A 16,666-nucleotide genomic window follows, 5' to 3' on the forward strand; every position below is an offset into this window, starting at 1 on the left:
GCAGCATCTAGTATTGTAGTGACCCCAAAAAGTTAGACTTTTATGGAGTGGAGAAATCCACTCCTTTTTTGTACGATAAGATTAACTGTTAGACAGCTGTTTTTACAGCTTCTCGAAACTGAACCGGACTTCGCCAATTTAATTTCTTTTTGATGCGTTTATGGTTGTAATAATAGATATATTGGTCAATTTTTGTTTTCAATTCATCTAAACTCCGATAGACTTCTCCATGAAAAATCTCTTGTTTTAATAAACCAAAGAAGTTTTCCATAGGTGAGTTATCTAAACAATTCCCTTTACGAGACATACTCTGGAAGATTTTATGCTGCTTCAATTTATTCTTATAAGCATTCATTTGATAGGCCCATCCTTGATCTGAATGGAAGGTTCTACGAAATGGACAATCATTTGTCATCTGGATTGCTTCTTCTAATCCTTCCATTATGGCTAGTGCGTTTGGTTTTTCAGAAATCCGATAAGATAGAATTTCACTATTGTAGAAATCCATGAAAGGATCTAAATACAGCTTTTTCTGACGAACGACACCTGTGGTGTCTACTTCATAATACTTAAACTCTGTGGTATCAGTTGTAATTTTTTGGTGACAGATATTTGTATAAAACCGACGATGAATACGATTTTTGGCGACAGTGCCAACCTTCCCACGATAAGAATTGTACCGTCGAGATTTTCGAGTGTAAGACTTTACTTCGATACCTAGTTTTTTTATCAGACGTTGAATCTTCTTTTTATTGACATGAATCCCTTGATTCTCTAATTCTTTTTTTAGTCGCAGACAACCATAATCTTTATGCTCTTTGCGAATTTCAAGCATTTTTTCTTCAATTTCTTGGTCTGGGTTTGGTCTGTCAAACCGTTTCTGCCAATACATATAGGTTGCTTTAGGAAATTTCAATGTTTCAAGAAGCTCAACTAGTTTGAATGATTCTCGGAGGCTGGCGATGATTCGTGCGATTGATTCTTGCGTCTTTGCTGGGCTTCCTGTTTTCGCAGCTTCCTCAACTCTTTTAAAAAGGCATTCTCAATTTGAAGGGATCGGACTTGCTTTTCTAATGCCTTGATACGATCGCGTTCTTCAGTTGTTGTATTTTCTTTTTTGTTTTCTTTTTTTCTAGTCAAAGTAAGTGGTCGCCCTTTCTCTTTTGAGAGCCCCTCAATACCTGCTTCTCTGAAATTACGCATCCAATTGGCAATAAGCGCAGGGTTGTTCATTTCTAAAGTGCTAGCAACTTTTCGATAGGACATCTCACTTGTTTGATATAACTCTAGCGCATTTAACTTAAATTGAACAGAATATTTCTGATTTTGATGTTTTCTCAATAGACCTTCCTCTCCGTATTCACGATAGGCATTCACCCAATTACTTACTTGAGACTTGCTTGAAATACCGTATTTGTTGGCAAGATACCGATATCCGCCCACGCCACTAAGATATTCTTTAACGATTTTTAGTTTTAATTCAAAAGGATATTTTGCCATACAAATAACGACCCCCAAAAGTTAGATTTTTTGGTCTAACTTTTGGGGGTCGCTTCATATAGCTAGTTTCTGCATGATGGGCTTTTTTTGTCTTGTGTATGAAAGGGGTGAACAAAGAAGGTAACTATTTTTACAGGCTTTAGGCAGTTATCAAGGATGTCACGAAATGTGGCAATCGTCAATGCTTCATTTTCACAACAAAAGAGAAGGGATTTTGTGTTTTAATATAAGAAAAGATCAGAAGGAGGAAAAAATGGTATTCCATCAGATGATAAAAGAAAGAAGAAAATAATTAGGAATGACGCAAGAAGAGTTAGCGAAAGAATTGAATGTCAGTCGCTCAGCGATTTCAAACTGGGAGATTGGAAGAAATTACCCGGATATCACTACATTGATCGAGCTAGCTCAAATGTATCAAGTTTCTTTGGATGAATTGTTTTATGATGATATCGATCTAGTAAATAAATTCGCTGAAGACAACAAGAAGAAAGAGCGCTAAAGAAAGTCAATAAGCTTTTGGTCTTCTTGTTACTTATCGGCGTCAGTTCGATCATCTATTTATTTTTGACGAGGAAACCTGAAATTGTTTTTGCCCACGAAAACGTCGCTAATCATTTCCCGATGACAAATTTCAAAGAAGAGGAAGTAAAGCGAGTAGAGGTAAAAAAGGACAAACTTTATCTCACAGTAGATCATCCACAAAACATCGCCTATTATATCGAATCCAATAAGGATGAATTGCAGGTTAATCTGTATCAAAGTAAGCAATCAAAAATCGACGAACGCATTTCCATTGAAGGACGGATTGAAATCGACCTAAGCAGTCACAATCTGGCGAAAATCAGAAAAATCGTAGTCTATAGTGACAAATCATAAGGGGAGTTACCGCTTGGACAGCGAATCAATCGAACCTTTACCATACAAAGAGAAGAAATATACTCGTTACCGAAAGAAGCGAATGCCTTTGGTAACGAGTATTTTTCGACAAAATTCGTTAACTAGCTAAAAAAAGAAAAAAAGCAAAACAGGCAGATACACCATGTACAGTAAGACGGAATAGCCTAGACAAGAAGTTGCAAATTCTTCATCCCCTTGATAGTTTCGCACAAGAATTGGGACAGAGTTTTGGACGGGCATGGAGGCTTGGATAATAAACACAGAAAGCATCAATTCAGGAACAGGGATGATTCTGCTTAATAGCCATACAACGAGGGGCGAAAGAATGAAGCGACCAAACAGGACACCAGCAATGTCTTTGGTCATTCGCAAGTTCTTGAGCCCGCCAAAGTACACGATGATCCCGATAATAAACATTGATAGAGGCGTCGTTAAATCTGCTAGGTAGCTTCCAAGGCCATCAACAAAGGAGGGCAGTGGGAATGTGAACAGCATCCAGATCAAGCCGATAATGAAACCAATCAAGGCTGGCGAAAAAATCTTTTTTAGCATGACCAATGGATGAAAGGAAATGCGGGCTTCGCCGAAATCGGGGTTATCTTTTGCTAACTCAAAAATACCGATGGTCCAAAATAATGTCGTATTTACGATGTAGTACAACAACACATAGGGAACGGCTTTTTCACCAAAAATGGCTAAATTGATCGGTAAGCCGATGAAGATCGTATTGGAAAAGGTAAACATGGCGGAAAATGCCCCTTGGTGTTTGGTTTCAACTTGCGCGAAACGGCGCCATAAATAACCGGCGAAGTAAGTGATCATCATGGAAAGCAAAGGGATGATCATCCCGGAAACTAATGAGAGAAACTCGTCTTTCGTAAAGTTTTTAATGATCGTCAAAAACATATTGGCGGGTAATGAGACATTTAACACCAGTTTTGAAAACGTATCGGCGGTTCGATTAGAAAACCATTGTTTGTAAGACAACCAATAACCGATAAACATGAGACTGAAAATGACAAAAATATTGATATATGCTTGAAACATGCGCTCACCTCTCATTTACTATAGCGAAAGGCAATAGAAGAAGCAACTGAATCCCATTTGAAAACAACAAAAAACCAAACCGCCCAATGAGCGATTTGGTCAAGAATTACTTCCGTTGCTGCTTGCCAGCGTTACGACCTTTTCCGTTAGGCTTTGTCGTGTTCAACGCTTTTTTGACAGCTTCTGTTTTTTCAGGCGTTACGTCTTTACGAGGCATAACTACCGTTTTAGGCGGATTTGCTTTCATTTCCGCTTCGACTTGGGCACGAATTTTTGGTTTCATGATGACATTCGTGATAAACGTTTGGATACAACTGAAGACCCCACCGACTACCCAATAAAGTGTCACACCAGCTGGTGCACTCATTGACATGAAAACGATCATCAATGGAGAAACGATCAACATGGTTTTCATCGTTTTTTTCTGTTCTTCCGGAATCCCAATGGTTGAGATGTATCCTTGTGCCAAGTAGGAAAGACCAGCAATCGCCACAAAGAGGATGCTTGGGTCACCTAATGATACGCCAAAGAACTCAGAGTTTTGGATTCCTTGTGTGTAACGGGCTGTGAAGTAAAGGGCAGAGAAAATCGGCATCTGAATCAGTAAAGGCAAACAACCGATACCGCCAAACATACTGACGTTGTTTTCAGAATAGATTTTTTGCATCTCCGCTTGGGCTTGCATTTGTTCTTCCCGAGTGGTTGCTTTCTTCAAATTGGCTTGCGCAATATCCACTTGAGGTTTCAGAAACTGCATTTTTTCACTTTGAATCATCGTTTTTCGAGACTGATGGATCCCTAATGGTAAGATAATGACGCGGACAACGATCGTTACGGCGATGATCGCCCAGCCGTAAGACCAGTTGAAGTTTTCAACGAGCATCGTGATCATATCACCTAAAGGTTTCACCAAAAAGCGATAAATCATTCCTGTTTCTTTCGGCGTACCATCAGCATTGGTACTGACACAGCCTGATAATGCTAATAACAGGCCAAATAATCCTGATGAAAGCAGCCATTTATTCATTTTAGACATTCTATTCTTCCTCTTCACAATAAATTTAGACAAAAATAACTATACTAAAAAAGACCGACTATTTCAATGTACAAAGAGAAATTCATTGAAAAATCAATCTTTCGACTTAGAAAACATTCAATTATCAATAATAGACTACATCAAAGCTAGTACGTTCTTTAATGGTATCGTCTGGTTGGATGTCGATTTGGTTCACTTTTCCAGCGGGAGAAGGAGAATCTTTCACTCCGGCAACAAAGGCATCGATGATTTTTTCATCTCCCATCGCTTCAATCGAAACAGAACCATCTGCCTCATTTTTTACAGATCCTGTGACCCCTAATTGATCGGCAAGCATTTTTGTGGTATAACGAAAGCCGACACCTTGGACACGCCCTTGAACATGGATTCGTAGTTTCTTCATGGACAATCCCTCCTCTGCTTTATATGATAGCGTTTTTTCAGTAAAAGAACAAGTTAGATCGATTGACTCATGCTATAATGAATCGAGGTGACAAGATGAAAGAAATTCAATCGAAAAAAAATACCTTTATCAAGGAAATCAAAAAACTAACACAAAAAAAACATCGGACACAAACCAATACCTATTTGATCGATGGCTGGCATTTGGTGCAAGAAGCATTGCATGCACAAGTACCCATCAAAGCATTGTTGGTGACCCCGCGAGGGTTAAGTGAAGCCAACGGGCAACTCGATGATTATCAGGAAGAAAGCTATTTGATCACAGAGGAGATCGCAGCGATGCTTTCTGATTTGCCAACACCACAAGGGATTTTTGCCGTGGTGGAAAAGCAAGAACAAGACTTACAGACACTGACGGGCAATTGGCTGATTTTAGATAATGTGCAAGATCCTGGAAACGTTGGCACCATGATTCGAACAGCGGATGCCGCTGGATTCAGCGGGGTTTTTCTCGGCGAAGGAACAGCCGATCTCTACAGTACCAAAGTCTTGCGCAGCATGCAAGGGAGCAACTATCATCTGCCGATCGTAGAAGGAGCGATCCCACCATTTTTAAAGCAGCTGCAGGCAGCTGGTGTGGCGATTTATGGCACCGAGTTAAACAAAGAAGCAGTCCCTTATACCGAGCTTCCTAAAGGACAAGCGGTTGCCTTCATTTTAGGCAACGAGGGGCAAGGGGTCAATCAGGAACTGTTGGCATTGACCGATAAAAATCTATATATTCCTATCTATGGTCAGGCGGAATCATTGAACGTCGCCATTGCGGCAGGTATTTTGATGTATTTTGCTGTCAACTAGATTTTTAAGGAACTGTTAAACTATTTGAATCTATTGCACCTCACCTAGAAACTTGCAGGAATAGGTGCTATACTTTGTCTTGTAACAATCAAGCAGATCAAAAAAGGTGGCAGACAAAAATTTATGACAGAAAAATGGCAAGAAGATAGCGAATATATGTCTTACGTGGCTGACCTGTTAGAAACAGAAGCTGTAAAAAAATTAGCCAACTTTGTGCAGCATATGAACTCCACACGTTTGGAACATTCGATCAGCGTCTCTTATTATAGTTACAAATTGGCCAAGAAATGGGGCGGCGATGCTCGTGCAACAGCTCGTGCAGGACTCCTTCATGATTTATTTTATTACGATTGGCGTACTACAAAGTTTGACGAAGGTACCCATGCGTACATGCATCCACGAATCGCAGTAAAAAATGCCGAAAAAATCACTGAACTTAGTGATCTAGAAAAAGATATCATCTTGAAACATATGTGGGGAGCAACGATTGCACCGCCACGCTATAAAGAAAGCTATATCGTCACGATGGTGGACAAATATTGTGCGATCAAAGAAGCATCAGAACCCCTTACAGACAGCATGAAAGAAAAATGGCAACAACGCTTCTGGAAGAAACATCGCACGATTCAATAAGAAAAAAGTTCTTCGAACCAACTGGTTCAAAGAACTTTTTTTGTTTGTTTAGCCAAAAATAAGTTGGAGGATCGCTGCTCCTGCATAGAGAATCAGTAAGGTGATCAATACCGTTAAATGTCGTCTTTTATGCATAAAAAGGATTGCCACAAATTCTCTTAAAAAGGCATTCGGTAAATAGTAAAAGGCAGTAGGTGCTCCGATACCATCCGCTTTAAGTTGGGCTTGATCTGCATAGAGACCAGCACGAAAAATATGGTAATTGTTTGAGGCAAAGATTGCTTTGTAGCCGTTTGGCTTAAGCGAATCCATGATTTCTTTCGAAAATTTCATGTTTTCATAAGTAGTCGTGGAATTTGTTTCCACTAAAATCTCACCTTCTGGTACGCCTTGGGCAATCGCATATTCTTTCATAGCAACAGCTTCCGGCAGCTGCTCATCGCTTCCTTGTCCGCCTGACATCAGTAATCGAGGCGCGGTTTTTTTCGCTTTGAATTGCGATTCGTAGAACGAGATCGCTGTATTGATGCGTTTTGCCAATAAAGGGGAGACCGTGGTGCCATTCAAAAGGCCTGCACCTAAGACGATGATAAAGTCCTGATTATAGCGAGGATGGTTGAACTGATAAATGACTGAAATGGATAAAAAGTTCAAAAAGACTACAAACAGATACAAAAGACTTAGGGGAACAATGCCGAATAAGGTTCGGATCCAATCTGGGAAAAAGTGCAAAAGGGTATCTGAAAATAGTAAAACGGTCAAAACCACCGCTAAGATCAGGGTTAACAAATTGGCGATCGATCGCGATTCTCTTCGTAGTACGATAATGGAATTCCAGTAAAGAAAGACCACGAGTGTTGCCAAACCGAATAATAGTACAGCAACGAAGATTGCCAGTAATACAGCGAGTAAACCACCTACGAGTATGTCTTGGGTTCGGTATAAATTAATGACTAAGTAGCCGCCAAAAGCCAGCACGAACAAATTAAAAAGTAAGCCATTTACAAGTTGGTGCTTGTTGCGCCGATAAGAAAATAAAAAAAGGCCGGCGAAGGCGACGGGTATCAGAATAAAGAAACTACCTGTCCGTAATTCTGAGACAGCTAAATAAATTAGCAGGGCTAGAATCGTCCAACAACATTCAAAAAAGAAAATATCCGGATCATCTTTTTTCTTGCGCCATTTTTGAACGACGATCACGCCCGACACATAGCTGATGGCAAAAATCAGCAATTGCGTAAAATCCATGTTTTTCACTCCTTTAACGATACACTTAGTATACCGAAAAATGGCAGAAATTGCTTGTTGCTAAGGTCAAAGTTGCTGAATTTCTTGCAATTCGCTAAAATGAAGGAAAGAAGGAGGAAGGAACATGCAATTAGGTGAAGTGATTCGCGTCGAACGACCCGCTTTTTATGTGATTGGAAAAGAGGGCAAGGGGTTAGCAGAAGAAGGTGCTTCTTGGGTACCAGCGCTCTGGGAACTTGCAAAAAAGGATTTTGAAGAGATCGAATTTCTCGTAAGTGATCAAAAGGCAGAAGAACTGGAGTTTTGGGGCTTGATGAGTGATGGCACCAATTGGTTAGAGCCTTGGCAAGAAACCGGTCGCTACTTGGCAGGCGTTCAAGTCCAGACAGAAAATTTTCCTCCTGTCGGTTGGGTCCGTTGGGAAATGCCCGCAATGACCTATCTCGTTGTAAAAACGGATGAAAAAAACTTAACGATGATGACTGAAAAAATGCTGATGGAAGTTTTACCAGAAAACAACGTCCAGTTGTCAGCAGCCATCCAAGAAAGGTATCTTCCTCATTTTAAGGAGGGGGAAGTTGAATTGTTTTTCCCTGTGGAGCCATTGGCAACAGCAACGGTGGAAACAGTAGAATAAAAAAAATCTGTCCGAGAAGCAGTTTTTGCTTCGGACAGATTTTTTCGTTTAGGTTAAAAAAGATTACTGAAAAAGTTGGATACGCCGCGCCAAGCACGAACAAAGATGTTGGCTTTTTCCACCGTTTGTGTTGTGATCAATCCTGCAGTCTCGTCATGATCGGAATCATCAATATAACCAAGCGTATCAGCTGGAATCGAAGCACTTACGGTACCGACTTCTGTGCCCTCAGTCAATGGCGCTTGCAGGGCAGAATCACGATAATGCTCATTAAAGTCAATGGTTGTTTCAAAGGCTGTGGCATCCATATCCCCACGCACCCATAAGGTCAAACCTTGATTTAAGGCAACGGGCACACTCAATTCTTTCCCATCTTTGACTGCAACCGTCTGGGTATCTTCTAGTTGCGCATTTTCTGGTAAAATCTCTACTTGTTCCCAAGCGTCAAACGAGTAATCCATCAAACGGCCTGTTTCAATAAAACGAACACTAGGATTTTCTGCATGACCATTGACGTTTAGCACCACGGTGATGATTCGTTGGCCATCTTTAACGGCGGTTCCGACAAAGCAGGCGCCTGCCATATCTGTCGTACCAGTCTTCAGACCGTCGACACCATCTTTCGTATTCGTAAAACCTGGAAGCATCCAGTTCCAATTGACCATCTCGACAGGCGAATAGGAACCTTCACCAAATTGTTTTGTTGAAAGGCTGGTTACTTCCAAAACATCTGGAAAGTCTTGTAACAAATGACGGGCAATCAATGCCACATCTTTTGCGGATAGTTCGTTTTCATCAGTTGAAGTTGATCCTGGGTAAATATTTTCCCCAAGATAAGCATTGTTTAAGCCAGAAGCATTGACGATCTTTGCATCGGTGATGCCCCATGATTGCACTTTTTCTTGCATTAAATCCACAAAGGCACTTTCAGACCCAGCAATCAGCTCCGCGAGCGCGACGATTGCAGCATTTGCAGATTGGATATAACTGGCATCATACAGATCTTTTACAGTATAGGTAACGTCTTGATGCAAAGGGACATTTGATAAGTTAGGGGACACGCTGAGATTTGCGGCATAATCGGAAATCGGCACAGGATCATCCCAAGCGATCGTTCCTTGTTCTACTTGCTCAGCGACAAGGTAGAGGCTGATGATCTTGGTGATGGAGGCAATACCCATGGCTGTCTCGCCATCTTGATCATACAACACTTTCCCTGTGTCAAAATCAATGGAGTAGGCGGCTTTGGCGTCAATCGAAAACTCTTGGATCTCTTCGATGCTCATTGCTGTATCATCAGCATATGAAACGAGGGGGATGCCGACAGCAGCAAAGAGGATTGCCAAAGCAGCAACGAAGGAATACCCGAACTTGGTTATTTTCTGCATATATGTAGTAGCTCCTTTTAAGTTGTATCTAAGCAAAAATTTTAACAAAGAGTATCCGCTGTTGCAATACTCTAAGAGAAAACTTAGCATTTAATTGCGAGAAGACCGCTAAAATGGGGAATGGGCGTTGTTAAACCATTACAAACTAGAAGACCTAAGGGCAACAGACAGCAAAAAAAACTTGCCTTCCTATTTAATAAAGAAGACAAGTTTTTCTGAATTGACATCGGGTCAAACGATTTCACTTAGCGACGATTGGAATGGATTCTCGGGTTTTGGTTTTGGGCTCTGACGGGAACTTTCACTGCTCTCGTTTCTTGTTGCATGGCCAATTTTGCTAAAAAGAATGTCCCAGCTAGTAACGCAGCTAAAGCAAAGATGGAAAAGAGTGAAATAAAGGTCGTTAACATAAAAATCCCTTCTTTCTGTTTAAAATAAATGTGGAAGGTAGGAATCGAACCTACACCTTAATCTATGAACGATCAAACATCACTCAACGGAACACCTTGTTCAACCACTTGTTAAGTTAATGATAGCATGGATTGCCAGGAAATGCTGATAAAAAGTCTGAGAATTGACCGAAGAAAATGTGAAGAAAACATGAACTCGATCTTCTCATGTCCCTTAGGCGATTTTTGTCAAAGAATAGTGGCAATCTTCTGCTTCATCATATAAAGTAATAACGGAGCCTTTTTGTTCCAGGACTAAATGATAGCCAAATGTGTCCAGTAACACTAATCGCATCGGAGTCAGTTCAACAATGGAAACAGGCAACGGTTTGCCTTCGATGGTCAATGAATAATCATTGGCAATTTCTAAAATGACATCTTCTTTTGTCTTTGAAGTAAAACGCCAATTTCCAATGAAATTTTGGCGGTTTTCATTTTTTTGTTTTTCCTTTCGCAACAGCAAGGAGCTGACCACGCCCGTTGCTAGAGATAAACCAATCAATAGAGACCTTTTCTTCATTTATACACGTCCTATCACTTACGATTCATCTAGTTGCACCTTGTGAACAAGATGCCCGCTTCTGCACACTAGAAAATAATTGCCATAAGTATACCATGAGAAGGTAAAAAAGCATGGTACTTTAGTTTGAAGTTTAGAAGTTTTTATCAAAATATGCTATGATTCAAAAGAGCAGGTGAGAAAATGAATTATCCGAATACCCTCTTAGCCACGTTTCTCGTTCGCGACAACCGATTCATTGCCCGATGTCTAGTCGATGGGCAAGAAGTGATCGTCCATGTGAAAAATACGGGACGAGGAAAAGAACTATTGCACAAAGGGGCACTCGTGACCCTCCAATATTGGGACAATCCGAAACGTAAAACCAATTACGATTTGATCTCAGTCAAGAAAGAAGACCAATGGATCAATATTGATAGTCAAGTACCCAATCGATTAGGCTATGAAGGCCTTTTGGATGGCACGATCCAGTTGCCAAATATCAAAGGGAAAATTGCCCTCTTACGGCGTGAAGTCGTCTATGGGATGTCTAAGTTTGATCTTTATTTTGAAACAGACGAACAAGAAAAAGGGTTTATAGAAATTAAAGGGATGACACTTGAAAACAAGCAAATCGGCGCTTTCCCAGATGCGCCAACGATTCGCGGCTTGAAACACGTCAATGAATTGATCCATGCCAAAGAAGCAGGCTATTATGCGGCGGTTTTGTTCATGATCCAATTTGAAGTGGTGCAAAGCGCCACGATCCATCGACAGATGCAGCCGGATCTGGCCGATAAGATCGCTGAAGCGCAAAGCAAAGGTGTCGAAGTGTTTGCTTATAATTGCCAGGTAAACCAAGGGATGATCGCGGTCAAAGAACCGATCCCTTTTGATTTGAACGTCGAATTTGACGACCCCAATCTATAGAAGAAAGAAGGAAAACACATGATTCATTTAGGGATTATCGGCACAAATTGGATCACCGATCAATTTGTACAAGCAGCCCACGAAACCAAACGGTATCAATTGGTAGCCGTATACTCAAGGAAATTAGCCACAGCGCAACGCTTTGGGGAAAAATACGGGGACATCGAATATGCGACCGATTTGGCCACTTTTTTTGGCTTAGCTCATATGGATACGGTCTATATCGCTTCTCCGAACAGTTTGCACTTTGAACAAGCCAAGCAAGGTATTTTGGCAGGAAAAAATGTCATTGTGGAAAAGCCAGCCTTTTCAACGCCTGAGGAAATGGCGGAGATCATTGACCTAGCAAACCAACAACAGGTTTTATTCTTTGAAGCAGCTCGCAACATTCATGAAGCGAGTTTTTCAACCGTAGCCGAATTCTTACCGACACGCGGTGCCATTCTTGGGGCGAACTTTTCTTATATGAAATACTCGTCTCGTTATGACGCTGTACTAGCTGGGGAGGAACCAAATATCTTTTCTCCACATTTTTCTGGCGGAGCTTTAGCCGACTTGGGTGTGTATCCAGTATATGCGGCGGTCGCTTGGTTTGGTAAACCGCAGGACGTTCATTATTTTGCGCGCAAATTACCGACCGGTGTAGATGGTATCGGGACTGCTGTGCTACGCTATGCTGATTTTGATGTCACGATCCAAACAGGCAAAATCGCTGATTCAGAGTTACGATCAGAAATTTATTTTGAAGACGGGACATTAGATTTGAATGCCGTCAATGCTATTGAAGAAGCAGCATTTTATGAACGCCAAACAAAACAAACGCATCCATTAGCAGTCGCTGCTTTAGACAATCCGATGATCGAAGAAGCGCAAGACTTTGCAGACATCATTGAAAACAAAGATGATCCTAAACAAGGACAACGCTATGAGGAATGGGTGGAACTTGCCCGCAGTGTCAATGAAACCGTCTCTTTGATGCGTAAGCAGGCCGACATCATTTTTGATGCAGATAAAAAATAAGGAATGGAACATTTATGACAGTATTTGAATTGACACAATTGCCAGACGTCTGGCAGGAAAAATGGCAAGCGGCTGGGTATCACGCACCGTCCTTGATCCAAGAAAAAACCTTTGGTCCTTTAAAAGACGGCGCGTCTGTCATAGGAATCTCACCGACCGGTTCAGGTAAAACGTTGGCGTATCTCTTGCCATTGTTAACGAAGGTTGAAAAAAAGCAAGGCAATCAGCTGTTGATCTTGACTTCTTCACAAGAATTAGCGATGCAAGTCACAGAAGTAGCACGGGAATGGGGCCAAGCCATTGGTTTGACCGTTCTGCCGCTAATTGGCGGCGCAAGTACAAAACGCCAAGTGGAAAAACTAAAAGACAAACCCGAGGTCTTGATCGGTACCCCAGGCCGTGTGTTAGAGTTGATCAAAGCCAAAAAAATCAAGACCCAGCAGCTGCAATCGTTGGTATTGGATGAGGTTGACCAATTATTGAAAGAGGGTGCCTTCACCCTGGCAGCCAAGATCAATCAAACATTACCAAAACAAATCCAGCGTAGTTTCTTTTCAGCAACCGCGAACGAAGTGATCGATGAGATTCGACCATTCGTGTCAAAAGAGCCGCTGATCATTGATGTTACCCAAGAAGATCAGAGCAAAGGCGTCATCCATCATTACTATTTGAACTATCCGCAACGACGAATCGTGGATGCTTTAAGACGCTTTGCTCATTTACCAAACTTTCAAGCTTTGGTTTTCTTCAATGAATTAAGCACTATGGGGAATGCGGAAGAAAAGCTATTGTTTCATGGCTTGCCGGTGGCCTCTCTGGCATCTGATCAAAACAAACTTGCACGAAAAGGTGCATTAGAGAGCTTTCGTCAAGGAAAACTAGTGGAACTATTGACGACCGATGTCGCCTCTCGCGGCTTAGATGTCGTGGATCTGCCTTACGTGATCAATACAGAAGTCCCTTTAGAAAAAGAATCCTATTTACACCGCGCAGGACGCGTTGGAAGAATGGGCAAAGAAGGAACTGTCGTTACGATCGTTCAAGACCATTCGTTGAAGGATTTGAAAAAAATCGCGAATCAGTTGTCCATAGAACTCAAGGAAGTCTATCTGCATGGGGGACAGTTACACACAGAAGCACCTGTTGTCGAAAAAGAAAGCAAGAAAGAAACGAAAACAACAAGTGTGCAGAAAATTTCCAAGAAAACGCCTGAAAATTTACACACTCCTGTTAAAAAGAGCAAGAAAAAGACGAAAAAGCAAAAAGACAAAGGAAAAAGACGCCATTGAGCGTCTTTTTGTGTTACCATTAACGTTGTTTATTATTAGTGTGTAAAAAAATGAGGAGGCTATCGAATGAATTCGCGAAAAGAAGAGATTTTTCAAACGATCGAACTGCATAAGCAAGGGTTGACCGCAGTTGATGTCGCTAAAATCTTACAAATCGATCGCAGCAATGCAAGCCGTTATCTCAGTGAGCTTTATAAAGAAAAGAAAATCGGCAAACGTTCCGGCCGTCCGGTTGTTTATGAGCCTTTAGAAGAAACGGTCCATGTGGATGTTTCCTCTGAAGTTAGTTTTGAAAGTCTGGTTGGAGTCCAAGCTTCCTTGAAAGTAAGTATCCAGCAAGCCAAAGCGGCGATCTTATATCCACCTAGAGGACTCCATACCATTATTTTTGGTGAGACAGGCACGGGTAAATCCTTATTTGCCGAATGTATGTACCATTTTGCGGTTGAATCAAATATGTTAGAAAAAGATGCCCCATTCGTATCCTTTAACTGTGCGGATTATGCACAAAATCCGCAATTGTTGTTTGGTCACATCTTTGGCATTAAAAAAGGCGCCTACACTGGTGCGGCAGAAGATAGTCCAGGGTTGATAGCAAAAGCCGATGGCGGCATCCTGTTCTTAGATGAGATCCATCGACTGCCGCCAGAAGGCCAAGAAATGCTCTTCACCTTCATTGATAAAGGGATCTACCGTCCTTTAGGGGAAAGTAATCAAGTTCATGAAGCCGCCGTGCAGATCATCGGTGCCACCACGGAATCATCAGAAACCTTTTTAACGACCTTCAATCGGCGAATTCCCATGGCTATTACTTTGCCAAATGTGGAAAGTCGTTCCTTAGATGAACGGTATGAAATCATTTCCTTGTTTATCAAGCAAGAGGCGACCCGTCTGAACCAACGAATCGATGTCGAACGAGATGCGATATTGGCCTTTATGCTCTATGATGCAGAAGGCAATATTGGTCAAATCAAGCGCGACCTTAAACTCGTCTGTGCCAAAGCATTTTTGCATTATCGAACCTATGGAAAAAAACACTTGCTGATACGAAAAGGCGACTGCTCCTTGCAAGTTCAAAAAGGCTTGCTGAAGATCAAAGAAATGTCGGAACGCTTGGATCGGTTTTTAGATGGCAAAGGCGACTTTCTAAGTTTTGAACCTGGCGATCCAGATGTCGTCTGGTCTCGTGATCCACAACGGAATATGCAAGTGTATAACGAAATCGAAGAAAAAGTCAGCTCGCTGATTGAAACGGGCGTAGCCAATGTCGATCTGGAAAATTTGATCTCTAAAGATGTCGATGCGTACTTTGAAAAGTATGTCGAAGAATTGATCCAAAATCCCGTTCATAAAGAACTGATTCCAGAAGACATTTGGAAACTGACAAATGTTCTTTATGATCTAGCTGGGCAAAGATTGTCTCGAACCTATAGTGAAAAAGCCCGCTTTGCCTTTGCACTGCATCTGCAAAGTACACTGGAACGTGTCAAGGAAGGACATATGATCGTTCACCCAGATTTGAATACAGTCAGAAAAAACTTGAAATCCGAGTTCCAGGTGGCAATGGATCTATCGACCATTATCGAAGAAGAACGCCATGTCGAGATCCCCTTCGATGAGATCGGCTTTATCAGTATGTTTTTAGCGATTCAAGTCAAACAACCCTCGCAGCTGCCCCTTGAAAAAGTTGAGATCATTGTCTTGATGCACGGCAAGGCGACTGCCAGCAGTATGTTGGAAACGGCACAAGAGCTGCTTGAAACTGACCACGGCAAAGCGATGAATATGTCTTTAGATATGGAAGTCGGTCAAATGTATGAGCAGCTATTGAACTATGTCACTGACAATAAGGAAAAGATGAGCAACGGCTTATTGCTTTTAACTGATATGGGTTCCCTCAATTCATTTGCGAATTTGATTTCCGAAGAGACCGGGATTCGTACGAAAGCCATCTCGATGGTCAGTACGATGATCGTCTTAGAGGCTTTGCGAATGGCGGAAAGTGGCCGAAGTTTAGAAGACATTTATCAAAACATTCAGCGTTCTTTTGAAACCATCGTGCAAGAACAGTTCCGCACAGTTCGCGAAGCGAAGGGAAATAAAAAGGCAGTCATCGTCACTTGCTTTACTGGAGAAGGTGTCGCTGCCAAACTTTATCAACGAATTTATCCCGTCGTCGATCAATCAAAAGTCGAGATCATTCAAATGCAATTTATTGAAAAAGAAACCTTCAAGAAACATATTGATGGCTTGCTAGAAGAATATGAGATCAAAGCCATTGCGGGCACCGTCGAGATCGATTATCAAAATATCCCGTTCTTTTCCGCCTATGATGTCTTTGATGACAATCGGTTGAATGTACTGAAGCGGATCGTTTCAGATGAAGTGCCGATTGAAAAAATCGTACGTTCATTAGAAAATACTTTAACGCATGTGGGGTCCGTCTATCATCTGATCGAAAGTCTACAACGAATCGTTCATCAAATTCAAAATCAATTGCATGTGATTGTGGAACCTACCGTTGATGCGGGCTTAGTGATTCATTTAGCCTTTCTAGTGGAAAGTTTATTGAAGAAGGAACATTCTCGTACCTTCCCCAATTTGGCGGCCTTCCAAAAACGCTATCGTATCGAAACAGATGTGTTACGAACTCATTTATTGCAGATAGAGAAAAACTATCAAATCAAAATCTCTGAAGATGAGATCGCCTATTTAACACAAATGTTCTTAGAAAATGAAATAAAAAGTTATGATGAATCCGCACACAATATTAGTGTGTAATGAAAAATCCGTGAGTGTGCAAAAGAAAAATTGGTTCAGACCATTGATATAT

Annotated in this window: 18 protein-coding genes; 9 read left to right on the top strand and 9 right to left on the bottom strand. The window is 41.4% G+C overall.

Going from position 1 to position 16,666, the window contains the following annotated elements:
• Positions 1–88 precede the first annotated feature (88 nt).
• Together IGJ15_RS05160 and IGJ15_RS05165 are read right to left on the bottom strand one after the other, a co-directional pair.
• The gene (locus tag IGJ15_RS05160; protein ID WP_430599457.1) at positions 89–976 is read right to left on the bottom strand and encodes an IS3 family transposase; all 888 of its coding nucleotides are present in this window, start codon (positions 974–976) and stop codon (positions 89–91) included.
• The gene (locus tag IGJ15_RS05165) at positions 934–1,500 is read right to left on the bottom strand and encodes an IS3 family transposase (RefSeq protein WP_016609770.1); all 567 of its coding nucleotides are present in this window, start codon (positions 1,498–1,500) and stop codon (positions 934–936) included. The genes IGJ15_RS05160 and IGJ15_RS05165 overlap by 43 nt, the downstream gene beginning before the upstream one ends.
• Before the next feature lie 298 nt (positions 1,501–1,798).
• Between IGJ15_RS05165 and IGJ15_RS05170 the strand changes: the two genes are divergently transcribed.
• Both IGJ15_RS05170 and IGJ15_RS05175 read left to right on the top strand, forming a co-directional pair.
• Complete coding sequence (locus tag IGJ15_RS05170; RefSeq protein ID WP_231435407.1) at positions 1,799–1,999, top strand: helix-turn-helix transcriptional regulator; 201 nt, start codon at positions 1,799–1,801, stop codon at positions 1,997–1,999.
• A 17-nt stretch (positions 2,000–2,016) separates the two neighbouring features.
• Positions 2,017–2,376 carry a hypothetical protein gene (locus tag IGJ15_RS05175; RefSeq protein ID WP_333719338.1) on the top strand — a complete coding sequence of 120 codons (360 nt, stop codon included), beginning with the start codon at positions 2,017–2,019 and terminating at the stop codon, positions 2,374–2,376.
• Between the two features lie 126 nt (positions 2,377–2,502).
• Here IGJ15_RS05175 and IGJ15_RS05180 read toward each other — a convergent pair whose 3' ends face one another.
• The 3 genes from IGJ15_RS05180 to IGJ15_RS05190 all read right to left on the bottom strand — a co-directional run bounded on the left by IGJ15_RS05180 (position 2,503) and on the right by IGJ15_RS05190 (position 4,883).
• Positions 2,503–3,444: an AEC family transporter gene (locus tag IGJ15_RS05180; RefSeq protein WP_123834134.1), complete on the bottom strand. Its 942-nt coding sequence runs from the start codon at positions 3,442–3,444 to the stop codon at positions 2,503–2,505.
• A gap of 106 nt (positions 3,445–3,550) precedes the next feature.
• Positions 3,551–4,480, bottom strand: a complete 930-nt coding sequence (yidC, locus tag IGJ15_RS05185) for a membrane protein insertase YidC (protein ID WP_231435405.1) — start codon at positions 4,478–4,480, stop codon at positions 3,551–3,553.
• Between the two features lie 124 nt (positions 4,481–4,604).
• The gene (locus tag IGJ15_RS05190; protein WP_005236969.1) at positions 4,605–4,883 is read right to left on the bottom strand and encodes an acylphosphatase; all 279 of its coding nucleotides are present in this window, start codon (positions 4,881–4,883) and stop codon (positions 4,605–4,607) included.
• 95 nt (positions 4,884–4,978) lie between these two features.
• Here IGJ15_RS05190 and IGJ15_RS05195 point away from each other — a divergent pair, with 95 nt between their 5' ends.
• Together IGJ15_RS05195 and IGJ15_RS05200 are read left to right on the top strand one after the other, a co-directional pair.
• A complete protein-coding gene (locus IGJ15_RS05195) occupies positions 4,979–5,740 on the top strand; it encodes a TrmH family RNA methyltransferase (protein ID WP_430599326.1) in 762 nt (253 codons plus the stop codon).
• A gap of 123 nt (positions 5,741–5,863) precedes the next feature.
• On the top strand, positions 5,864–6,373 hold the full coding sequence (locus tag IGJ15_RS05200; RefSeq protein WP_005229452.1) for an HD domain-containing protein: 510 nt from the start codon (positions 5,864–5,866) through the stop codon (positions 6,371–6,373).
• A gap of 48 nt (positions 6,374–6,421) precedes the next feature.
• On the opposite strand, the gene IGJ15_RS05205 is transcribed toward IGJ15_RS05200, so the two are convergent.
• Positions 6,422–7,621, bottom strand: coding sequence for a YdcF family protein (locus IGJ15_RS05205; RefSeq protein WP_016610745.1), 1,200 nt, complete (start codon positions 7,619–7,621; stop codon positions 6,422–6,424).
• 124 nt (positions 7,622–7,745) lie between these two features.
• Between IGJ15_RS05205 and IGJ15_RS05210 the strand changes: the two genes are divergently transcribed.
• A complete protein-coding gene (locus IGJ15_RS05210; RefSeq protein WP_231435401.1) occupies positions 7,746–8,258 on the top strand; it encodes a GyrI-like domain-containing protein in 513 nt (170 codons plus the stop codon).
• Between the two features lie 53 nt (positions 8,259–8,311).
• Here the strand turns inward: IGJ15_RS05210 and IGJ15_RS05215 are convergent, their stop codons facing one another.
• From IGJ15_RS05215 to IGJ15_RS05225, 3 genes are all read right to left on the bottom strand, one after another.
• Positions 8,312–9,646: a serine hydrolase gene (locus IGJ15_RS05215; RefSeq protein WP_016610746.1), complete on the bottom strand. Its 1,335-nt coding sequence runs from the start codon at positions 9,644–9,646 to the stop codon at positions 8,312–8,314.
• Between the two features lie 245 nt (positions 9,647–9,891).
• Complete coding sequence (locus IGJ15_RS05220) at positions 9,892–10,056, bottom strand: hypothetical protein (RefSeq protein WP_005229460.1); 165 nt, start codon at positions 10,054–10,056, stop codon at positions 9,892–9,894.
• 214 nt (positions 10,057–10,270) lie between these two features.
• The gene (locus IGJ15_RS05225; protein ID WP_016610747.1) at positions 10,271–10,615 is read right to left on the bottom strand and encodes a DUF4828 domain-containing protein; all 345 of its coding nucleotides are present in this window, start codon (positions 10,613–10,615) and stop codon (positions 10,271–10,273) included.
• 183 nt (positions 10,616–10,798) lie between these two features.
• Between IGJ15_RS05225 and sfsA the strand changes: the two genes are divergently transcribed.
• The 4 genes from sfsA to IGJ15_RS05245 all read left to right on the top strand — a co-directional run bounded on the left by sfsA (position 10,799) and on the right by IGJ15_RS05245 (position 16,614).
• Complete coding sequence (sfsA, locus tag IGJ15_RS05230; protein ID WP_060792906.1) at positions 10,799–11,524, top strand: DNA/RNA nuclease SfsA; 726 nt, start codon at positions 10,799–10,801, stop codon at positions 11,522–11,524.
• An 18-nt stretch (positions 11,525–11,542) separates the two neighbouring features.
• On the top strand, positions 11,543–12,544 hold the full coding sequence (locus IGJ15_RS05235; RefSeq protein ID WP_081116266.1) for a Gfo/Idh/MocA family protein: 1,002 nt from the start codon (positions 11,543–11,545) through the stop codon (positions 12,542–12,544).
• A 14-nt stretch (positions 12,545–12,558) separates the two neighbouring features.
• Positions 12,559–13,833: a DEAD/DEAH box helicase gene (locus IGJ15_RS05240; protein ID WP_231435398.1), complete on the top strand. Its 1,275-nt coding sequence runs from the start codon at positions 12,559–12,561 to the stop codon at positions 13,831–13,833.
• A 66-nt stretch (positions 13,834–13,899) separates the two neighbouring features.
• Complete coding sequence (locus IGJ15_RS05245; protein ID WP_005229469.1) at positions 13,900–16,614, top strand: sigma 54-interacting transcriptional regulator; 2,715 nt, start codon at positions 13,900–13,902, stop codon at positions 16,612–16,614.
• The last annotated feature ends 52 nt before the right edge of the window (positions 16,615–16,666 follow it).

This window comes from Enterococcus sp. AZ079, assembly GCF_050547255.1.
GTDB lineage: Bacteria > Bacillota > Bacilli > Lactobacillales > Enterococcaceae > Enterococcus_D > Enterococcus_D casseliflavus.

Bases quoted from the DNA above. Each gene is read 5' to 3' on its own strand.
- sfsA (WP_060792906.1), top strand. From the start codon at position 10,799: ATGAATTATCCGAATACCCTCTTAGCCACGTTTCTCGTTCGCGACAAC.
- IGJ15_RS05170 (WP_231435407.1), top strand. From the start codon at position 1,799: ATGACGCAAGAAGAGTTAGCGAAAGAATTGAATGTCAGTCGCTCAGCG.
- IGJ15_RS05165 (WP_016609770.1), bottom strand. From the start codon at position 1,500: ATGGCAAAATATCCTTTTGAATTAAAACTAAAAATCGTTAAAGAATAT.
- IGJ15_RS05215 (WP_016610746.1), bottom strand. From the start codon at position 9,646: ATGCAGAAAATAACCAAGTTCGGGTATTCCTTCGTTGCTGCTTTGGCA.
- IGJ15_RS05195 (WP_430599326.1), top strand. From the start codon at position 4,979: ATGAAAGAAATTCAATCGAAAAAAAATACCTTTATCAAGGAAATCAAA.
- IGJ15_RS05210 (WP_231435401.1), top strand. From the start codon at position 7,746: ATGCAATTAGGTGAAGTGATTCGCGTCGAACGACCCGCTTTTTATGTG.
- IGJ15_RS05220 (WP_005229460.1), bottom strand. From the start codon at position 10,056: ATGTTAACGACCTTTATTTCACTCTTTTCCATCTTTGCTTTAGCTGCG.
- IGJ15_RS05240 (WP_231435398.1), top strand. From the start codon at position 12,559: ATGACAGTATTTGAATTGACACAATTGCCAGACGTCTGGCAGGAAAAA.
- IGJ15_RS05245 (WP_005229469.1), top strand. From the start codon at position 13,900: ATGAATTCGCGAAAAGAAGAGATTTTTCAAACGATCGAACTGCATAAG.
- IGJ15_RS05190 (WP_005236969.1), bottom strand. From the start codon at position 4,883: ATGAAGAAACTACGAATCCATGTTCAAGGGCGTGTCCAAGGTGTCGGC.
- yidC (WP_231435405.1), bottom strand. From the start codon at position 4,480: ATGTCTAAAATGAATAAATGGCTGCTTTCATCAGGATTATTTGGCCTG.
- IGJ15_RS05225 (WP_016610747.1), bottom strand. From the start codon at position 10,615: ATGAAGAAAAGGTCTCTATTGATTGGTTTATCTCTAGCAACGGGCGTG.
- IGJ15_RS05235 (WP_081116266.1), top strand. From the start codon at position 11,543: ATGATTCATTTAGGGATTATCGGCACAAATTGGATCACCGATCAATTT.
- IGJ15_RS05180 (WP_123834134.1), bottom strand. From the start codon at position 3,444: ATGTTTCAAGCATATATCAATATTTTTGTCATTTTCAGTCTCATGTTT.
- IGJ15_RS05200 (WP_005229452.1), top strand. From the start codon at position 5,864: ATGACAGAAAAATGGCAAGAAGATAGCGAATATATGTCTTACGTGGCT.
- IGJ15_RS05205 (WP_016610745.1), bottom strand. From the start codon at position 7,621: ATGGATTTTACGCAATTGCTGATTTTTGCCATCAGCTATGTGTCGGGC.